12 protein-coding genes are annotated in these 17,524 nt (G+C 50.5%); 6 read left to right on the top strand and 6 right to left on the bottom strand.

The genetic code is table 11. The features are described 5' to 3' along the window. Positions 1 to 37: 37 nt before the first annotated feature. Positions 38 to 2,326 carry an NADP-dependent malic enzyme gene (locus tag DWX33_RS19690; protein WP_022192243.1) on the bottom strand — a complete coding sequence of 763 codons (2,289 nt, stop codon included), beginning with the start codon at positions 2,324 to 2,326 and terminating at the stop codon, positions 38 to 40. Positions 2,327 to 2,538: 212 nt separating this feature from the next. Between DWX33_RS19690 and DWX33_RS19685 the strand changes: the two genes are divergently transcribed. From DWX33_RS19685 to DWX33_RS19670, 4 genes are all read left to right on the top strand, one after another. Continuing rightward, positions 2,539 to 2,985, top strand: a complete 447-nt coding sequence (locus DWX33_RS19685) for a DNA-binding protein (protein WP_005858196.1) — start codon at positions 2,539 to 2,541, stop codon at positions 2,983 to 2,985. Between the two features lie 435 nt (positions 2,986 to 3,420). Continuing rightward, the gene (locus DWX33_RS19680; RefSeq protein WP_122380935.1) at positions 3,421 to 4,674 is read left to right on the top strand and encodes a HAMP domain-containing sensor histidine kinase; all 1,254 of its coding nucleotides are present in this window, start codon (positions 3,421 to 3,423) and stop codon (positions 4,672 to 4,674) included. Between the two features lie 82 nt (positions 4,675 to 4,756). Further along, on the top strand, positions 4,757 to 6,007 hold the full coding sequence (locus DWX33_RS19675; RefSeq protein ID WP_122380934.1) for an exonuclease SbcCD subunit D C-terminal domain-containing protein: 1,251 nt from the start codon (positions 4,757 to 4,759) through the stop codon (positions 6,005 to 6,007). After that, positions 6,004 to 8,985 carry an AAA family ATPase gene (locus DWX33_RS19670; RefSeq protein ID WP_122380933.1) on the top strand — a complete coding sequence of 994 codons (2,982 nt, stop codon included), beginning with the start codon at positions 6,004 to 6,006 and terminating at the stop codon, positions 8,983 to 8,985. The genes DWX33_RS19675 and DWX33_RS19670 overlap by 4 nt, the downstream gene beginning before the upstream one ends. 2 nt (positions 8,986 to 8,987) lie before the next feature. Here DWX33_RS19670 and DWX33_RS19665 read toward each other — a convergent pair whose 3' ends face one another. Both DWX33_RS19665 and DWX33_RS19660 read right to left on the bottom strand, forming a co-directional pair. Further along, positions 8,988 to 9,572, bottom strand: a complete 585-nt coding sequence (locus tag DWX33_RS19665) for a nitroreductase family protein (protein WP_005866231.1) — start codon at positions 9,570 to 9,572, stop codon at positions 8,988 to 8,990. 30 nt (positions 9,573 to 9,602) lie between these two features. After that, positions 9,603 to 11,891, bottom strand: coding sequence for a cation:proton antiporter (locus DWX33_RS19660; RefSeq protein ID WP_044544765.1), 2,289 nt, complete (start codon positions 11,889 to 11,891; stop codon positions 9,603 to 9,605). A gap of 98 nt (positions 11,892 to 11,989) precedes the next feature. On the opposite strand from DWX33_RS19660, the gene DWX33_RS19655 reads away from it, so the two are divergent. After that, positions 11,990 to 14,008, top strand: coding sequence for an alpha amylase C-terminal domain-containing protein (locus DWX33_RS19655; protein ID WP_122380932.1), 2,019 nt, complete (start codon positions 11,990 to 11,992; stop codon positions 14,006 to 14,008). Between the two features lie 22 nt (positions 14,009 to 14,030). Next, complete coding sequence (locus tag DWX33_RS19650) at positions 14,031 to 15,008, top strand: type I phosphomannose isomerase catalytic subunit (RefSeq protein WP_005866237.1); 978 nt, start codon at positions 14,031 to 14,033, stop codon at positions 15,006 to 15,008. 55 nt (positions 15,009 to 15,063) lie between these two features. On the opposite strand, the gene DWX33_RS19645 is transcribed toward DWX33_RS19650, so the two are convergent. Genes DWX33_RS19645 through DWX33_RS19635 form a run of 3 tightly spaced genes read right to left on the bottom strand, consistent with a single transcriptional unit; the run spans position 15,064 to position 17,493 of the window. After that, positions 15,064 to 15,636: a DNA-3-methyladenine glycosylase I gene (locus DWX33_RS19645; RefSeq protein ID WP_122380931.1), complete on the bottom strand. Its 573-nt coding sequence runs from the start codon at positions 15,634 to 15,636 to the stop codon at positions 15,064 to 15,066. A gap of 2 nt (positions 15,637 to 15,638) precedes the next feature. Then, complete coding sequence (locus DWX33_RS19640; protein WP_122144145.1) at positions 15,639 to 16,586, bottom strand: ketopantoate reductase family protein; 948 nt, start codon at positions 16,584 to 16,586, stop codon at positions 15,639 to 15,641. 49 nt (positions 16,587 to 16,635) lie between these two features. Next, positions 16,636 to 17,493, bottom strand: coding sequence for a pyridoxamine kinase (locus DWX33_RS19635; RefSeq protein WP_005866243.1), 858 nt, complete (start codon positions 17,491 to 17,493; stop codon positions 16,636 to 16,638). Positions 17,494 to 17,524: the final 31 nt, after the last annotated feature.

Below are 17,524 nucleotides of genomic sequence, written 5' to 3'. Positions count from 1 at the left end.
TTCTTATCCGTGTTATCCGTGTCATCTGCGTCAAAACTTATCTATTTTCTTTCTCGATCTGCTCCTGAACGATAGCGTCTACGACAGCTACGGTAGTCAGGTTCACGATATCACGGGTAGAGCTTTCTACGTCGGTGAAGTGGATCGGTTTGTTCAATCCCATCTGGATCGGGCCGATCGTCTCGGTGATACCCAGCGTATCCAATAGCTTATATGCGCTGTTGGCGGAGCTTAGGTTCGGGAAGATCAAGGTATTCACGTCTTGTCCTTTCAGCTTGTTGAACGGGTACATATCGTCGCGCAGCTTCTTGTCGAGGGCGAAGTTTACTTGCATCTCTCCGTCTACTACCATGTCTGGGTATGTCTTATGCAAGAAGTCGATCGCCTCGTGTACTTTCAGCGGACTGCCCTGCTTGTCGGAACCGAAGTTCGAGTAAGACAACATCGCCATAACCGGCTCGTGAGCGAAGAACTTCACGGCGTCGTGCGTCAGGCGGGCGATATCGATCAATACCTCGGCCGACGGATGACGGTTGATCAACGTATCGGCCATAAAGAACGTACCCTTCTTGCACGTCAGGATGTTCAAGGCACCGAAATGCTTGTAACTCGGGCGGATGCCGATGATCTGCTCCGCCATCTTGGTAACCTCCGAGTAGCGGCTGTATACACCCGTCACGAAAGCGTCAGCGTCGCCGGTAGCCACCATCATCATACCAAAGGCGTTACGGTCTACCATTTTCTCGCAAGCCTCCGAGTAGGTCACGCCCTCGCGCGCCTTCTTGTCGGTAAGGATACGGGCGTAGCGGTGGCGGCGTTCCGTCTCACGGTCGTGGCGGAGGTTGACGATCTCGATACCGTCCAGACTGATATTCTCCTCGGCGGCGATCTTGGCCAGACGCTCCTCGTTACCCAGCAAGATCGGGAAACAGATACCTTCCGCTTTCGCCTCGGCGGCGGCTTTCAGCATATTCACGTGGTTCGCCTCCGCGAATACCACCCGTTTCGGGTTCGCTTTCGCCATATCGGTGAACGAGCGCAAGAGTTTATTATCGTACCCCATCATCTCACGCAAATGGTTGGCGTAGCCCTCCCAGTCGGTGATCGTCTTGCGAGACACGCCCGAGTCGATAGCGGCTTTCGCCACGGCGCAAGATACACGGGTCAGCAAGCGGGGATCGAGCGCTTTCGGAAGGATATAGTCGCGTCCGAAAGTGGTTCGTTTCAGCTTATAGGCGGCGTTCACCACGTCGGGAACCGGCTCCTTGGCAAGGTCGGCGATGGCGTAGACGGCGGCCCGCTTCATCTCCTCGTTGATCGCCTTGGCGTGCGTATCCAAGGCGCCGCGGAAGATATAAGGGAATCCCAGCACGTTGTTGATCTGGTTCGGATAGTCGGAACGTCCGGTAGCGAAGATGATATCGTCCCGCGAGGCCATCGCATCGGCGTAGGAGATCTCCGGGTTCGGGTTCGCCAAGGCGAATACGATCGGGTCGGCGTTCATGCTACGTACCATCTCCTTGGTCAATACGTTCGCCACGGAGAGGCCCAAGAATACGTCGGCTCCCACCACGGCCTCCTGCAAGGTCTTGATCGGACGGTCGGTAGCGAACTCCCGCTTGGCGGCGTTCAAGTCCGGGCGGCTGGTAGAGATGACGCCCTTGCTGTCGCACATGACGATATTCTCCTTGCGCGCTCCCAGCATCACGTACAGTTTCGTACATGAGATGGAGGCGGCTCCGGCGCCGTTCACCACGATCTTCACGTCCTCGATCTTCTTGCCGGCGATCTCCAAGGCGTTGATCAGCCCGGCGCCGGAGATGATTGCCGTACCATGCTGGTCGTCGTGCATGACGGGGATATCCAGCTCGTTCTTCAGGCGAGTCTCGATCTCGAAACACTCCGGTGCCTTGATATCCTCCAAGTTGATTCCTCCGAACGTGGGCGAGATCGCCTTCACGGTCTGGATAAACTTCTCCGGATCTTTCTCGTTCACCTCGATATCGAATACGTCGATGCCTGCGAATATCTTGAATAGCAATCCCTTGCCTTCCATCACCGGCTTACCGGCCAAGGGACCGATATCGCCCAGCCCGAGTACGGCGGTACCGTTGGAGATTACGGCTACCAAATTACCTTTCGCCGTATATTCGTACGCGTCCAGCGGATTCTTCTCGATCTCCAGACACGGCTCGGCTACGCCCGGCGAATAAGCCAGGGATAAATCCGTTTGCGTGCTATGAGGCTTTGTCGGGATAACCTCGATCTTACCCGGTTTGCCCTCGGCATGGTACCGAAGGGCCTCCTCTTTTGTAATCTTTGCCATAGGTATGTTTATTAATTATGTTGTTCCTATTTAAAACCACCGCAAAAGTAACAAATTATTATGAGTTGGCTAGGTTTTGCTTACAAATAGTTTTTTCAAGAAAGTGCGAATAGTAATCCGGTTTTAACTTGTGAGAGTGGAACTCTATTGTTATCTTTGAAGATTTAATAATCAGGGCCTCCATCCAAGAGAGACCTATAAATCTATTTATCATGGCAATACTAGTAAAACCCGTGCAACGAATAAACCCTTTGGACAAGGAAGCGCCTAAGAAATGGTATGTAACTCAAGTAACTACCGCCCAAGCGGACGAGACCGAGGTAGCGATGGAACTCGCCGACGAGACTACGTTGAATCCTTCCGAGGCGATGATGGCCATCCGCCAGCTTCGTAAGATCTTGCTTCGCAGGCTGCTGGGAGGAGAGAGCGTGAAACTGGGTAACTGGGGTAGTTTCAGCGTTACGCTTTCCAGTTTGGGGGTACCTACCAAGGAGGAGGTCAACGCCAAGAATATCAAAAGTGTGAACCTTAACTTCCAGCCTGACGAGGCTTTCAAGACGGATCTTCAGAAGGCTACTTTCGCTTGGGTGGACAAGCTGGCGGAAGGACGACCGGGTGGCTCGGGCGGCTCCGACTCGGAATCTCCGGACGAGATATAGGCTAGGATGATAGCTGCGGGCCGGTATCCGGGCAGGTACTTACATGTACCCGCCCAGATACCGGCTTTTTGTTGCCCGGATACAAGCGGGTACCCGTACGGTTACGTTCTTGCACTTACGTATCTGCGTCCTTGTATCTACGTATCTGCATCTTCGTATCCGTACGGATACACGGATGCAGATACGTAGATACAAGAATGTAGCCGTACGGATACGAGTAAGGAAGATGCCGGGTAGATAAATAATCGTGGAAGAGGTGTAGGCGTTGTCCCTGCGGGACTCTGGTTGATTATGAGATCAAAGATAATAATATTTATTAAATAGCTGGTGAAAATCAATAATAGTCTTAAGAAAAAAACAATAGTGTTAATGAGCGGAGTGAAATAAAACCATTTACCACCAGAGTCCCGCAGGTACTCGTAAACTTAAAGAACCATGAAACACCTACTTTATATATTTTTAGTTTTAGCAACCTTGCTTACGGGGTTGTACTTGCTACCTAAGCATACTCCCTTATTTGAGTATTATAGGCTGAGGCCTGTTTTTGAGGTAGCTACTATCGTATTTTTAATCGGTGTCTTATGCTTGTATGGGCGGGAGAAGAGGCAAGTCAAGATGATCTTCTCCCGTCTGTCTCAAAAGAATTTCTTCTTGGATTTGGCCATACAGTGTGGAGGCATATACATCTGGGAGTTTAAGGACGAGGAGTTCTTTTTCGAGTATCCTGTCGGTGACCAGTCATCACGGATCGAGTTGGAAGAGATGTGGAGGCTGATACATCCCGATGATCTCACTGCTTTCAAATTACTTTGGCAATCCTTATGGAAGGCGGACAAGGAGGTATTCCAATGCCGTGCCCGCTTCGCCGGATCTGATTATGAATGGTGGGAATTCCGCTTTAGCGCCATGCCTGCGTTAGATAATGCGGAGGGAGGCAAAGACGTGAGTGGTATACTTATCAATATCAATGACATGAAGAAACGGGAAAAAGAGCTTATCCTCATGAGGGGATATGAGCAAAAGTTCTTGGCGAACATGAGCCATGAGATACGTACGCCGCTGAACTCTATCGTAGGCTTCTCGAACCTGCTGGCCTCGGAGAAGGACTTAGACGAGGCCGACAAGCAGCTGTTTGCCAAGACGATCAATCAGAGCTGCGATCTGCTGTTGGTGCTCATCAATGATATTCTGGAGGTTTCGAGACTTCAATCGGGACAAATGAAATTCGAGAAAGAGAGCTGCTCCGTCAAGGAGTTGGTAGACGATCTTTACCTCGCCCATCAGTTATTGGTCCCCGCCCACCTACGATTCTCGAAAGAGGCGGAGGGGGATTTGTTTATCTATACGGATAAAAAGAGACTTTCGCAAGTTATAACCAATTTCTTGACAAACGCTTGTAAATTCACGAATAGCGGATATATAAAGTTGGGATTTAAGCATCTGAGGGGGACGGATGAGGCGGCGATTTTTGTCGAGGATTCCGGGATCGGTCTATCGGAGGAGGAACAAGAGAAGGTATTCAGCCGTTTTTTCAAGCAAGATGAATTCAGCCAAGGGGCCGGTCTAGGGTTGTCTATCTGCCAAGGAATCGTACAAAACTTGGGGGGACGGATAGCGCTGAGTTCTAAGCAGGGAGAAGGAAGCCGCTTCTCGGTCGTGCTGCCGGTATATAAGGGGGGATACGCTTGATCATTCGTCTTTTTCATTCTACCAAAATCTGATATCTGAAGGGAAAGAAGTACATTTGCCGGATCAAAATAGAAGAAGATAAATGGCATTGAAACTTATCCATACGGCCGACTGGCATCTGGGCCAGACCTTTTTCGGCTACGACCGGGAGGCGGAGCACGAGGCTTTCCTCGGTTTTCTGACAAATCTTTTGGTGGAGCGGCAGACGGATGTCCTGTTGATCGCCGGCGACGTGTTCGACGTGACGAACCCTTCTGCGGGGGCGCAACGCCGTTTCTATCGTTTCCTGCGGGAGGCGAATCGCCTGAATCCGGGCTTGCAGATCGTGATCATCGCCGGCAACCACGACTCCGCGATCCGTCTGGAAGCCCCGAATCCCTTGCTGGAGGAATTGAATACCTCGATTGTAGGTATCGTGGGGAGGACGGATTCCGGGGAGATCGATCTCGGATCGCTCGTTGTCCCCTTGAGGAACCGGGCGGGAGAACGGGAGGCGCTTTGCCTGGCGGTGCCTTTCCTCCGCCAAGGGGATTACCCGGCGGTGCCCGAGGGAGAGCTTGATTCGTATGTGGCGGGTATCGGTCGGATGTACCGGCGGCTCTACGCCTATGCCGATGCCCAGAGGAATCCCGGCGAGGCGATCGTAGCCTTGGGACACCTCCACGCTACCGGAGCCGAGTTGTCGGACGACGACCGGAGCGAGCGCGCCATCATGGGAGGTCTGGAGTCCGTATCCGCGGATACCTTCGACGCCGGGATCGCTTATACGGCGCTGGGGCATATCCATAAAGCGCAACGGATCGGCGGGCGCGAGGCGGTACGTTACGCCGGAAGCCCGCTTCCCATGTCGTTCTCGGAGAAGAATTACCGGCATCAAGTGATAGCCGTAGCGGTCGAGGAGGGGAAGGTCGCTGGTATCGAGGCGATCGAGATCCCAAGAGTTGCGGACTTGATGCGTATACCGGACAGCCCGTTACCTCCGGAGGAGGTCTTGCGATGCCTCGCCGGGCTTCCGGAGCCGGAGGAGGGCAGGGAGGACGAGAGCCGCTGGCCTTACGTGGAGATACGGGTCCTGCTGACGGAGCCGGACCCTACGTTCCGCCATCGGGTAGAGGAGGCGTTGGTCGGGAAGGCGGTCCGCCTCACCTCCATCGTTCCTTCGTATCCCCGGCGGGAAGGGGAGGCGGAGGAGAGGGCCTTATCGTATAACGATTTGCAAAAGATAGCCCCGCTGGATATGCTGAGGCATACGTTTGCCGCGAGATACGGAGGCGAGTTGCCCGAGGAGATAGAGACATTGTTTAATGAGGTGATGAGGGAGGTTTCTTTATGAGAGTGCTGGCGATCAGAGGACGCAATCTGGCGTCGCTGGAAGGAGAGTTTTCCATTGATTTTACGGAAGAGCCTTTGGCTTCGGCGGGTATCTTCGCTATATCCGGGCCTACCGGGGCGGGAAAATCCACGTTGCTGGATGCCATGTGCCTCGCCCTTTTCTCCCGTACGCCGCGAACGGAGCTGGCGAAGGAGAATAACGTGCGGCTGAGGGACGTGCAAGAGGATGTGTTGCCGCAAAGCGACCCCCGCTTCCTCTTGCGCCGCGGGACGGCCTCGGGTTACGCCGAGGTGGATTTCGTGGCGCTGAACGGGTGCCGGTATCGCGCCCGCTGGTCCGTATCCCGGGCCCGGGAGAAGGAGAGCGGACGTTTGCAGGCTGCCCGCCTTACATTATATAATATAGATGCCGGGAAAGAGGAGCCGGGAACCAACAAGGACCTGCAAGCCCGTATCATCGAGCTGATCGGCCTGACTTTCGATCAGTTCACCCGCTCGGTACTCTTGGCCCAGAACGATTTCTCTACCTTCCTAAAAGCGGAGCAGGGCGAGAAGGCCTCCTTGCTGGAGAAACTGACCGGTACGGAGCAATACTCGGAGATCTCCCGCCGGATCTTCGCCAAGAACGCCGAGGCGAAGGAGGCCTACGAGCGGCTATGCGCCCGCGTACAAGGCATAGAGCTTCTATCGGAGGAGGAGGTGGAAGCCTCCCAAACCCGCCTTTCGGTCTTGGAGGGGGAGATGGCCCGTTTGGAGAAGGCGAAGGCCGAGCGGCAAAGCTTACGGGAGGCCGTGAAAGCGGCCGAGGTCCAGATCGCCTCGAAGGAAAAACAGCGGGAGGAGAACGCTCGTTTCTTGGAACGGGCGTTGGCATCGCTGGAAACCGCGAGGAAGGAGTATGAGCAAGGAGAGGTGCGATTGGCGAGGACGGATGAGGAATCTAAGCGTCTGCGACTGGAATTGCAACAGGCCCGGAAACTGGACGTGCAACTGGAATCGGCCTTGAAAGCCCGCTCCGAGGCCGATGAACGGATGAAAGACTTCTCCCGGCGGAAGCAGGAGGCGGAAGAGAAACTCCGGAAGGTGGAGGAGCGGCAGAAGAAAGCCTCGGAGGAATGGGACAAGCTGACGGCGTGGCGTGAACGCTACCGGAGCAAGGAGGGGATCGCCGAGCAACTGTCGGCCTTGCTGATCCATCTGGATACCTGCCTCACGGCTCGCCGGGCAGCCGAGCGGTCGGACAAGGCCTTGCTAGCTATCCGACAGAAAATCCAGCGGTTGGAGGTGCGAGGACAGTCCTTGCGGCGGGAGGCGGAGACGCACGCCAAGGAACAGGTAAAGATCGAGGAAGAGCGGAAGTCCGTAGCGCTAGCCCTCAAGGAATTGGAACCGGAGGCTTTGGATCGATCGATCGAGACCTGCCGTACGGAACGGGAGCGTTTATTGCTGGAGCAAGCCCAGTTCGTGACGACTGGCGATATCAAAAGCCTGCGGGACAAGCTGACCGCCGGAACGCCTTGCCCGGTCTGCGGAAGCCTTGAGCATCCTTTCGCCTCTCACGAGGCGCATGAGCGTCTGTTGGCCTTGGCGGATCGCATCTCGGAAGCTACCCTGCGCCTCAAGCGGTTTCTCGACCGGAAAGAACGGCAGGAGGCCTGCGGGAAACAACTCGCCGCCCTGCAACAGAAAGAACTGGAGCTGCATAAACAACTCGCCGCGGACGAGAACGCACGGACGGAATTAAGGAATCAGCTACAATCCCTGTCCGAGCAAATCGACCGGGAAGAATTGGATAAGCGGGAGCAACAGGAGAAGCTGTCCCAATCCCTATCAGCCGCCAACGTCTTGTTTGGGAATGACGCATGGCAGACGGGCTGGAACAAGGACCCGGAAAGCTTCCGGGAGACCTTGACGGATTTCGCCCGGCAGTGGCAAGCCAACGGGGAACGCTTGCGGGAACTGGAACGGGAGCGGAGCGCCTATCAAGCGGAACGGGAGTCGTACGAGGCTTTCCTCCCTCCCTTGCGTAAGCAGTACGAGGACGCCGCGAAAGCCTACGACGAGAAGAATCAATCCTATACCCGTTTGCGTTCGGAGCGGAATCTCCTGCTGGGAGGCCAGCCCGCCGACCAGGTGGAACGTACCTTCCACGAACGAGTGGAAACCTTGAAGAGCCATTTGAAGCAGTTGCAAGAGAGCACGACGAGGCACGCCGGCGAGGTGGAGCAATACCGGGGGATTACGGAACAGATCAAGAAGGATCTGGCGGAGACTTCCGGTCTCCTTTCCGCACGCCGGCAGGAGCTGGATAACTGGATGGTCGCCTATCAAGAGAACTCCGAGGGGAAGACGCTGGAGGAATCTCTGTCGGAAATGACGGCCCAAAAGTCTGAATGTAGTTTCCGTCTGCGTACGCACGAGGAGAATAAGCGGAAGATAGCCGGCTTCCAGCAAGAGCTCTCGGAGCGGAGGGCGATGAGCGAGCGTTGGGCGAAGCTGAATGAATTGGCAGGCTCGGCGGATGGCGCCAAGTTCCGTAGGATCGCCCAAGGCTACACCTTGGATGTCTTGTTGAGTTACGCAAATGTGCAATTGCGGCAACTATCTCGGCGTTACCGATTGGAGCGTGTGCCGGATACCTTGGCCTTGCAGGTGATCGACCAGGATATGTGCGATGAGATCCGTACCGTGCATAGCCTTTCCGGAGGGGAGTCTTTCTTGGTCTCGCTGGCCTTGGCGCTAGGCTTGTCCTCGCTCTCCTCGAACCGGATGAAGGTTGAGAGCTTGTTTATCGATGAGGGCTTCGGCTCTTTGGATGCGGAGACATTGCGGGTCGCTATGGATGCCTTGGAGAGCCTGCGTACGCAAGGGCGCAAGATCGGCGTTATCTCGCACGTACAGGAAATGACGGAACGTATTCCCGTGCAGATTCGGGTGAACCGGGCGGGAAACGGACGGAGTTATCTGGAAGTCATATAGCTTTACCAGCCATTGTGATGGATCTGTTGGACGTTGTATTTGTTTTTGGGAGTCTCTTTCTGCATGGGGTATCCAACAGGTATGACGTTCAACGGCATGATATGATCCGGTAGCCGAAGCTCTTTCCGAACGATCTCAATCCGGTCCGGATAGGGGTAAACAGCCGTCCATACGGCTCCCAATCCCATGGATTCGGCGGCAAGTAGCAGGTTTTGCGAGGCGGCGGAACAATCCAGAAACCAAGCGTTGGAGGATTTGATCGTATCGCCGCAAACGACGATCGCTTGCCTTGTCTCTTTCAGCATCCGGGCGAAGGGAAGGCCTTCGGCCATCGTATCCAAGGCTTTCCAGTCGGTTACGATAATGAATTCCCAAGGTCGCCTGTCACGGGAGGAAGGGGCGGCCATTCCGGCTCGTATCAGTTTGTCTATCTTTTCCTTTTCTACCGGGCGATCTTTGTACTTACGTACGCTTTTGCGGTTGAGTATCGTTTCCAAGGTCTGGTTTTCCGGTTCCTGCCGTTGGCTTTCCGTAGAGGAGCAGCCCATGAGGAAAACGGTGATCAAGAAGAAAAGACAGATTCTCATAAAGACGGGTTTATATGGATTTATAACGGATTATTTGCTTAATATCAACGTAGAAGGCATCTTCTGCAAGGCTTCTTTCCGGTGCTCGGAGACATCGTTCCATGTCTTATAACTGATCAGCATGAAGTTGAAGCCGTTGAAAGACTGGGGTGTAAGGTCTTTCTCTCGTAGAAGCGTGGTCTGCTTCACGTCTTCCGTGAATCGCAGGATTCCTTCCTTGATCACCTCGTTCCCCGGGGTCGTACTGCTGGATTTATCAAGTACGCTGGCCGAGCCGTGTGTAGACTTCAATAAGGTCTGGGCGTATCCCAACAGGAATAAATCCTCCTCGGAGTCGATGACCACGATCACGTTCGATGCCTTGACGAAATTCCGGTTCACGAATACACCTACCGGGCAATTGCTTTGCTCGATAAACATCTTCGTCTTGTCTTTCAATAAGGCACCCGGATAAAACCAGGATTCCGGAGCCTTGAAGCGTTTGAAATAACGGTTGTAGAACGAGGCCCGATAATGGCTTGCCGCTATATCGTCCGGCGTGTTGCTCATCGATATCCCGGAACCGACCAGAAGGAAATCGTACCCCTCATTGTTTACGATGCTACAAATATCCACTCCGGCGTTGTTCGATACCTCGTAGCGGGTCTGTATCTGAATGCCCAGCTTCTTGGCCCCGTAAAGGATCGGGCCGAAGCTGACTTCCTCGAAATTATCCGTGTGTAGCGGGTTTACGTCCGAGCCAACCGTTAAGTGCAGTGCCGTCAGCTCCAGCTTGTTTTTGCCTTGGGCGAACATCTGGTAGGCTACGTCCAGCATGATCTGTCCATTTCCGGCTCGTCCGAAGGACAACAGTACCTTGAATATCCCCTCCAATGGCATTCTCTCTTTTTGCTCCATCAGCTTGTCATGCGCCCGGTAACAGAATTTGATGAATGAGACCAACGGTGTTGTCATAAAGGTGGTGACCAGCGTCATTAGCACTAAGATCACGAATACGGAAGGTGTCAATATCCCCATCTCGTACCCGATCGTCAATACGACCAGCTCCATCAACCCGCGGGTGTTCATGAGCGCCCCTATGTATAGGCTATCCTTCCAGCTCTCACCCACGAATCGGGCGGAGAACATCGCTCCCCCAAACTTTCCCGCGATGGCCACGACTATGAAGATAAGGCATAGCCACCATAACTCAGGCTTGTTTAGAAGACCTATTTCCGTACGTAATCCGGTGGATACGAAGAATAAGGGAAGAAATAGCGCAAGGGATACATCCTCTACTTTCTCGGTCATGATCTTGCGGAATTTGACATTTCCCGGCATCACCACCCCTGCGATAAAAGCGCCGAACAAGGCATGCAATCCCAATATCTCAGTCAGATAAGCCGAGGTGATCAATAGCAAGAAGATGAAAGCGACCAGCCCCTTGTCGATTACCTCCTTGTTGTGGTAAATATGTCCGATCATCCGCAGGAATGGCCGCACCGCCAAAAACATAAACATTATGTAAAGGACCGAGAATAAGATGTTGTAAACGGCACTTAGCATCGAACCCGCTTGTGCGATCGCTATGACAACCGCTAGCAAGCACCATGCGGTGATATCCCCATTCGCCGCGCTTGCCAACGAGATGGTACCCAAATGTGTCTTGGTAAGTCCTTTCTCTTGGATAATACGTGCCAATACGGGAAAGGCGGTAATACTCATGGCGATACCTATAAACAAGGCGAAAGAGAGGAAAGGCGTACTCTTATCCGCATATTTGTCGTACACGAAATAGGCGGTCAGCATACCGAAAAAGAAGGGGACGATCGTACTGGTATGACTGATTAAGATCGTCTCTTTCAGCTTTTTCCTTACCTCGGAGATATTAAGTTCCATCCCGATAGCGAACATAAAGAGTATAAGTCCGAATTGACTCAGCATATTTATATTCACCAACGATTCCACAGGGAAAAGGAAGGCGGAAGCCTCCGGGAATAAATTGCCTAATACGGACGGCCCTAGCACGATTCCGGCAACGATCTCGCCGATGACGGTGGGTTGCCCGATCTTCTGGAATAACCAACCGAACAAACGGCACGTAAGCAATATCGTGATGATTTGTAAAAGCAGAATTCCTATGGAAGACTCGATATTATGTACTAATAATTGAGTAAATATGGTAAATCCCTCTTCTAAATTACTAGGTGCGTTTTGGATGGACGCAATCGAATTTTCCAGTTGCTGACTTTCCCCTTCTTTGGCGATAAAGTACATCAGCGAACCGAAAATGAGGATCATCATTAGGTAAAAGGCTATACTTTTTGTTCCTTTGCTCATCTTTGTACGGTTTACCGCGAATATAAGAAATATCCTAATATTATCAATGGGTATGTTTTTTTCTTTTATCTTTGCCGAGAACCAAATTATAATAAATCATGGAGTCTCTAAATCTGATAAAAAATGACCCGTGGCTGGCCCCTTATGAGGCGGCTATAGAAGGCCGGTATCAATACGTGATTGATAAAGAAAAGAGCCTGACGAATAATGGTAAACTAACCTTATCCGAGATGGCTTCCGGATATCTTTATTTTGGGTTACACAAAACCACGAAAGGGTGGGTGTTCCGTGAATGGGCACCGAATGCTACCGCTATTTATTTGATTGGAACATTCAACGGATGGCAGAAAGATAATAAATACAAGCTTAAACGTAAGGCGAATGGCGTATGGGAGATCGCTTTGACCGATGCGCAGATGTATCATGAGGACTTGTTTAAGTTGCTGGTCGAGTGGGACGGCGGTAGCGGAGAACGTATTCCCGCATGGACTCGCCGGGTGGTGCAAGATGAGCAATCTAAGATATTCAGCGCTCAAGTATGGAACCCGGAGAAACCTTATAAATTCAAGAATAAACGATTCAAACCTAAGAAGTCTCCCCTTTTGATCTACGAGTGCCATATCGGTATGAGCACCAACGAGGAGAAGGTGGGGACGTATAATGAATTCCGTCAAAATATATTGCCTCGTGTAGCGAAGGATGGTTATAACGCCATTCAGATCATGGCTATACAAGAACATCCTTATTATGGATCGTTCGGCTATCACGTAAGTAGCTTCTTCGCCGCCTCTTCCCGTTTCGGTACGCCGGACGAGTTGAAACAACTGATTGACGAGGCGCACGGGATGGGGCTCGCCGTGATCATGGACATCGTACATAGCCACGCCGTAAAGAACGAGGTGGAGGGATTAGGCCGCTTTGACGGTTCGTATGACCAATATTTCCTGAGTGGCGAACGCCGTGAGCATCCGGCATGGGATTCCCTGTGCTTCGATTATGGAAAGAACGAGGTGCTTCATTTCTTATTGTCGAATTGTAAGTTCTGGCTGGAGGAGTATAAGTTCGATGGTTTCCGTTTCGATGGCGTGACCTCCATGCTTTATTACAGCCATGGCTTGGGCGAGGCTTTCTGTAATTACGGCGATTATTTTAATGGCCACCAAGATGGCGACGCTATCGCTTATCTAACCTTGGCCAATAAATTGATCCATGAGGTGAACCCGGGTGCTATAACGATCGCCGAGGAGGTGAGTGGCATGCCAGGCTTGGCAGCTAAGATAGAGGATGGTGGTTATGGCTTTGATTATCGCATGGCTATGAACATCCCGGATTATTGGATCAAGACGATCAAGGAAAAGAAGGATGAGGATTGGCATCCGTCTTCGATCTGGTGGGAGACGACGAACCGTCGTGCCGATGAGAAGACGATCAGTTATGCCGAGAGCCACGATCAAGCCTTGGTGGGTGATAAGACGATCATCTTCCGCTTGATCGACGCCGATATGTATTGGCATATGCAAAAAGATGACCATAATTTCATGGTAGATAGAGGTATCGCCTTGCATAAGATGATCCGTTTGGTTACGGCTTCTACTATTAATGGCGGTTATCTGAACTTTATGGGAAATGAGTTCGGGCATCCGGAATGGATCGACTTCCCGAGGGAGGGCAATGGATGGTCTTATAAATACGCTCGCCGCCAATGGGATTTGGTGGACAACTTGGATTTGAAGTACCATTTCTTGGGCGATTTCGACCGTGAGATGTTGGAATTGATCGGGGATGTGAAGAATTTCCAAGATACCCCTATCCAGAAGGTTTGGGATAATGATGGCGATCAGATATTGGCTTATATGCGTAAAGACTTGGTTTTTGTGTTCAACTTTAGCCCGACGAAATCGTTCACGGATTACGGTTTCTTAGTTCCGAAGGGAGAATATGAGGTCGTATTGAACACCGACGCTACCCGTTTCGGGGGGTTTGGCTTGGCTGATGATACCATAAGGCATTTCACGCAATTTGATCCGTTATATAAGAAAGAAAAGAAAGAATGGCTGAAACTTTATATCCCGGCACGTAGCGCCGTCGTATTAAGGAAAGTGAAGGTCAAAAAGTAAAACTCTATACACAAAACACGTTATGTTATATCCATTTACATTTAAGCCGATCCTCAAGAAGGTGATTTGGGGCGGTTCAGATATCTGCCCGTTTAAGGGTATTACTCCGGTTGAGAATGGTGTAGGCGAGAGCTGGGAGCTTTCTCATGTTGAGGGAAATTATTCAATCGTCGATAATGGCGAGTTGGAAGGTAAGTCTTTGGATGAGTTGATCCGCTCTTATGGCAAGGAATTGCTGGGAGAGAAGGTGATGGAGAGATTCGGGACGACTTTCCCCTTGCTTATCAAGTTTATCGATGCCCGTGATAATTTATCCATTCAAGTTCACCCGGACGATGAGCTGGCGAAAAAACGCCACAACTCTTTCGGTAAGACGGAGATGTGGTATGTGATCAAGGCAGAGAAAGGCGCTGGCCTGTATTCCGGTTTCTCTGAGCAAATCGACGCTGAGGAATATGTGAAACGTGTGGAGAACAATACGATCATGGATGTGCTTCAACGTTACGACGTAAATGAAGGCGATGTATTCTTCTTGCCGGCGGGACGTGTGCATGCGATCGGAGCGGGTTGTTTTATCGCCGAGATCCAGCAGACCAGTAATATCACGTATCGTATTTACGATTACAACCGTAAAGATGTGAACGGTAATGGCCGTGAGCTGCATACGGAATTGGCGAAAGACGCTATCGATTATACGTTGTATCCGGATTACCGTACTCACTACAAAGGTCATACGAATGCCACGGTAGAGTTGGCGGACTGTAAATATTTCACGACAAACCTTTTGGATCTGGATACGATTATGGTTCGTAATTTCTCGGAACTGGATTCTTTTGTCGTTTACATCTGTATGGCAGGCAAGGCTTCCATCCGTGATAATAAAGGAAACGAGATCTTTGTTCACCAAGGTCAAACTGTCTTGATCCCTGCGGATACGGAGGTAATAACCATCTCTCCGGCTCCGGGCGCTAAGTTCATGGAGACTTATATCGGTCAATAAGATCACTCACTAAAATAATAATGAAGGCGGGAACATGCTGTTTCCGCCTTTTTTATTATCTTTTTCGGCAAACGCAGTCCATCAGATGATCGTTGATAAATCCCGAAGCCTGTAGGTGGGCGTAACAAATTGTGGCTCCGAAGAATTTGAATCCTCGTTTCTTCATATCTTTGCTCATGGCTTCGGATTCGGGAGATGATACCGGAATCTCACTCAATGACTGAAAGGTGTTGATAATTGGTTTTTGGTTAGGAAAGAATGATAGGGTGTAATTATAAAAGCTACCGAACTCTTTCTGTATGGAGAGAAACTGCCTTGCGTTTGTGATTGTCGATTTAATTTTCTGACGGTTTTTCACAATTCCCTCAAACTGCATCAACCGTTCAACATCTTCATCGGTCATTTGCGCCACTCTTTCGATATCAAAATCACAAAATGCCTTGCGATATCCCTCACGCTTCCTAAGGATAGTTATCCAACTTAACCCGGCTTGAGAACTTTCCAGCACAAGAAACTCGAACAGTGTTTTATCGTCAGTCACCAACTTTCCCCACTCTTGATCATGGTATCTCATATACAACTCGTCAGTTCCGCACCAACCACAACGCCCGTTTATTAGATCTTGCATAATTATGATATTTCTGTTTTCTTCGGATAGGGATAAAAAGACAATCCATTATACATAAATCGATAAGTAGGGACATCAACGCCGAGCTTCTCCGCTTGACGAATTACATATCCTGTCAATGTTTCCAACTCTGTTTTTTTCCCGGCGAGAAAATCACTATGCATGGAAGTCGTGGAGCCGGCCGGCATCATCTTTTGCGTCTCGATGGAAGTATAGACGATGTCATCGGGTAAACGGACTCCCATAGCCTCTGCTACGCTTTTTAATTCCGTACCCAAAGCGATGAACAGGTCGATATGTTGGGCTAGTACTTCATCAATGGGCTGGTTGAAGAAACTCGTAGCCGTAGCCGCCGTAGAGATCATGAAGAATTTCTTCCAGATGCGTAGGTCTATATCCGCTGGATTAAAAGCGTTTAACCGGGCATACATAAGTAATTTAAGCAACTCGGTTTGCTTATCTTTGTTTGCATCTTTGTTGCCGAAGAAAATACGTTCTTTCAAGGAGAATTTCTCGACAACACCCGGCTCTGTCAAGCGAGAACCGATGTAAACACATCCTTTCCAGACCTCTTGTTCGGGTAGTATATTATGGATTCGTTCTTCGATATCCAATCCGTTTAGCAAGGGGATGATAACGGTCTCAGGTCCGATAACAGGCTTTAGCTGCTGGATGTTTTCTTCTAGATCGTAACTTTTTGTACAACAGAAAAGGTAGTCTACCGGCCCTATCTCGGCGGGATTATCGGTGGCTAGTGCCGGAGCCGTATGGATTGTCCGGATGCCTAGTTGCATTTGTAAACCGTTTTCACGGATAGCCTTTAGATTTTCTCCACGGGCGATAAAAAAGATATCTGCTTTTATTGTTCCTTGATAGCGGGCGGCGACCATACCTCCGTAATAACCACCCACCGCACCGATACCAGAAAACGCTATTCTTAATTTAGCCATACTATTATATTCCTTTTATTTGCAAATATGAGAAAAAAAAGGCTCTCATTTATATCAGTTTCAGTTCTTTTAGTAAATCCGGAATGGATTGTTCGAAGTTCACGCCAAAGCGATAATCCGTTTGCGCCTTGAATGTTCGAAGAATACTTTCTGTCGTGAAGCGAACGGCTATTTCCGCAGATCTCTCCAAGTTGAAATTATTTAACAAACCGGACAGTAAAGCACTTGCGAAAACATCTCCCGTACCATGATAATAACCGGGTATTTTCTCTGTTAAAACATACTCTGTCGCATTTCGTTCCATATCGAAAGTGGCGGCTCCCAGTTCTTTCTCGTCGAAATAGACACCGGTCAAGACAACTTGCTTAGGGCCTAGCTGACTTAGTTTATGTAAAATACCATCGATATAAGCTTTGGTATAGGGACCTGCTTGGTAGGGTTCGCCCAACAATAATGCGGCCTCCGTCAGGTTCGGTACGATAATGTCCGCTTTTTCACAAAGGGATCTCATTCCTTTGGCGAATTTAGGGGTGAATATCTTGTATAGTTCTCCGTTATCGCCCATGACAGGATCGACTAGAATCAGGTTATCTTCCCGCTTGAAAAGGGAGAAGAACTCTTTTACGATATCTAATTGCTCGAAAGATCCAAGAAAGCCGCTGTAGACGGCGTCGAAACGGATATCCAATTCTTTCCAATGCTTCATGAACGGACGCATATCTTCCGTCAAGTCTCTATAAGTATAGCCGAGAATACCTCCTGTGTGTGTAGAAAGTATGGCCGTAGGTAAGGCGCTTGTCTCTATTCCTGCCGCCGAGAGGATCGGGAGGGCAACTGTCAATGAACATTTGCCAAATCCCGATAGGTCATGAATGGCGGCTACTCTTTTTTGTTGTTCCTTATTCATCTTGAATCGATTAAAATGTGATAGGAAAACA

The sequence above is a fragment of the Parabacteroides sp. AF19-14 genome, assembly GCF_003635485.1.
GTDB classification, from domain to species: domain Bacteria; phylum Bacteroidota; class Bacteroidia; order Bacteroidales; family Tannerellaceae; genus Parabacteroides; species Parabacteroides distasonis.
This window is presented reverse-complemented; position numbering and strand designations above follow the sequence as displayed.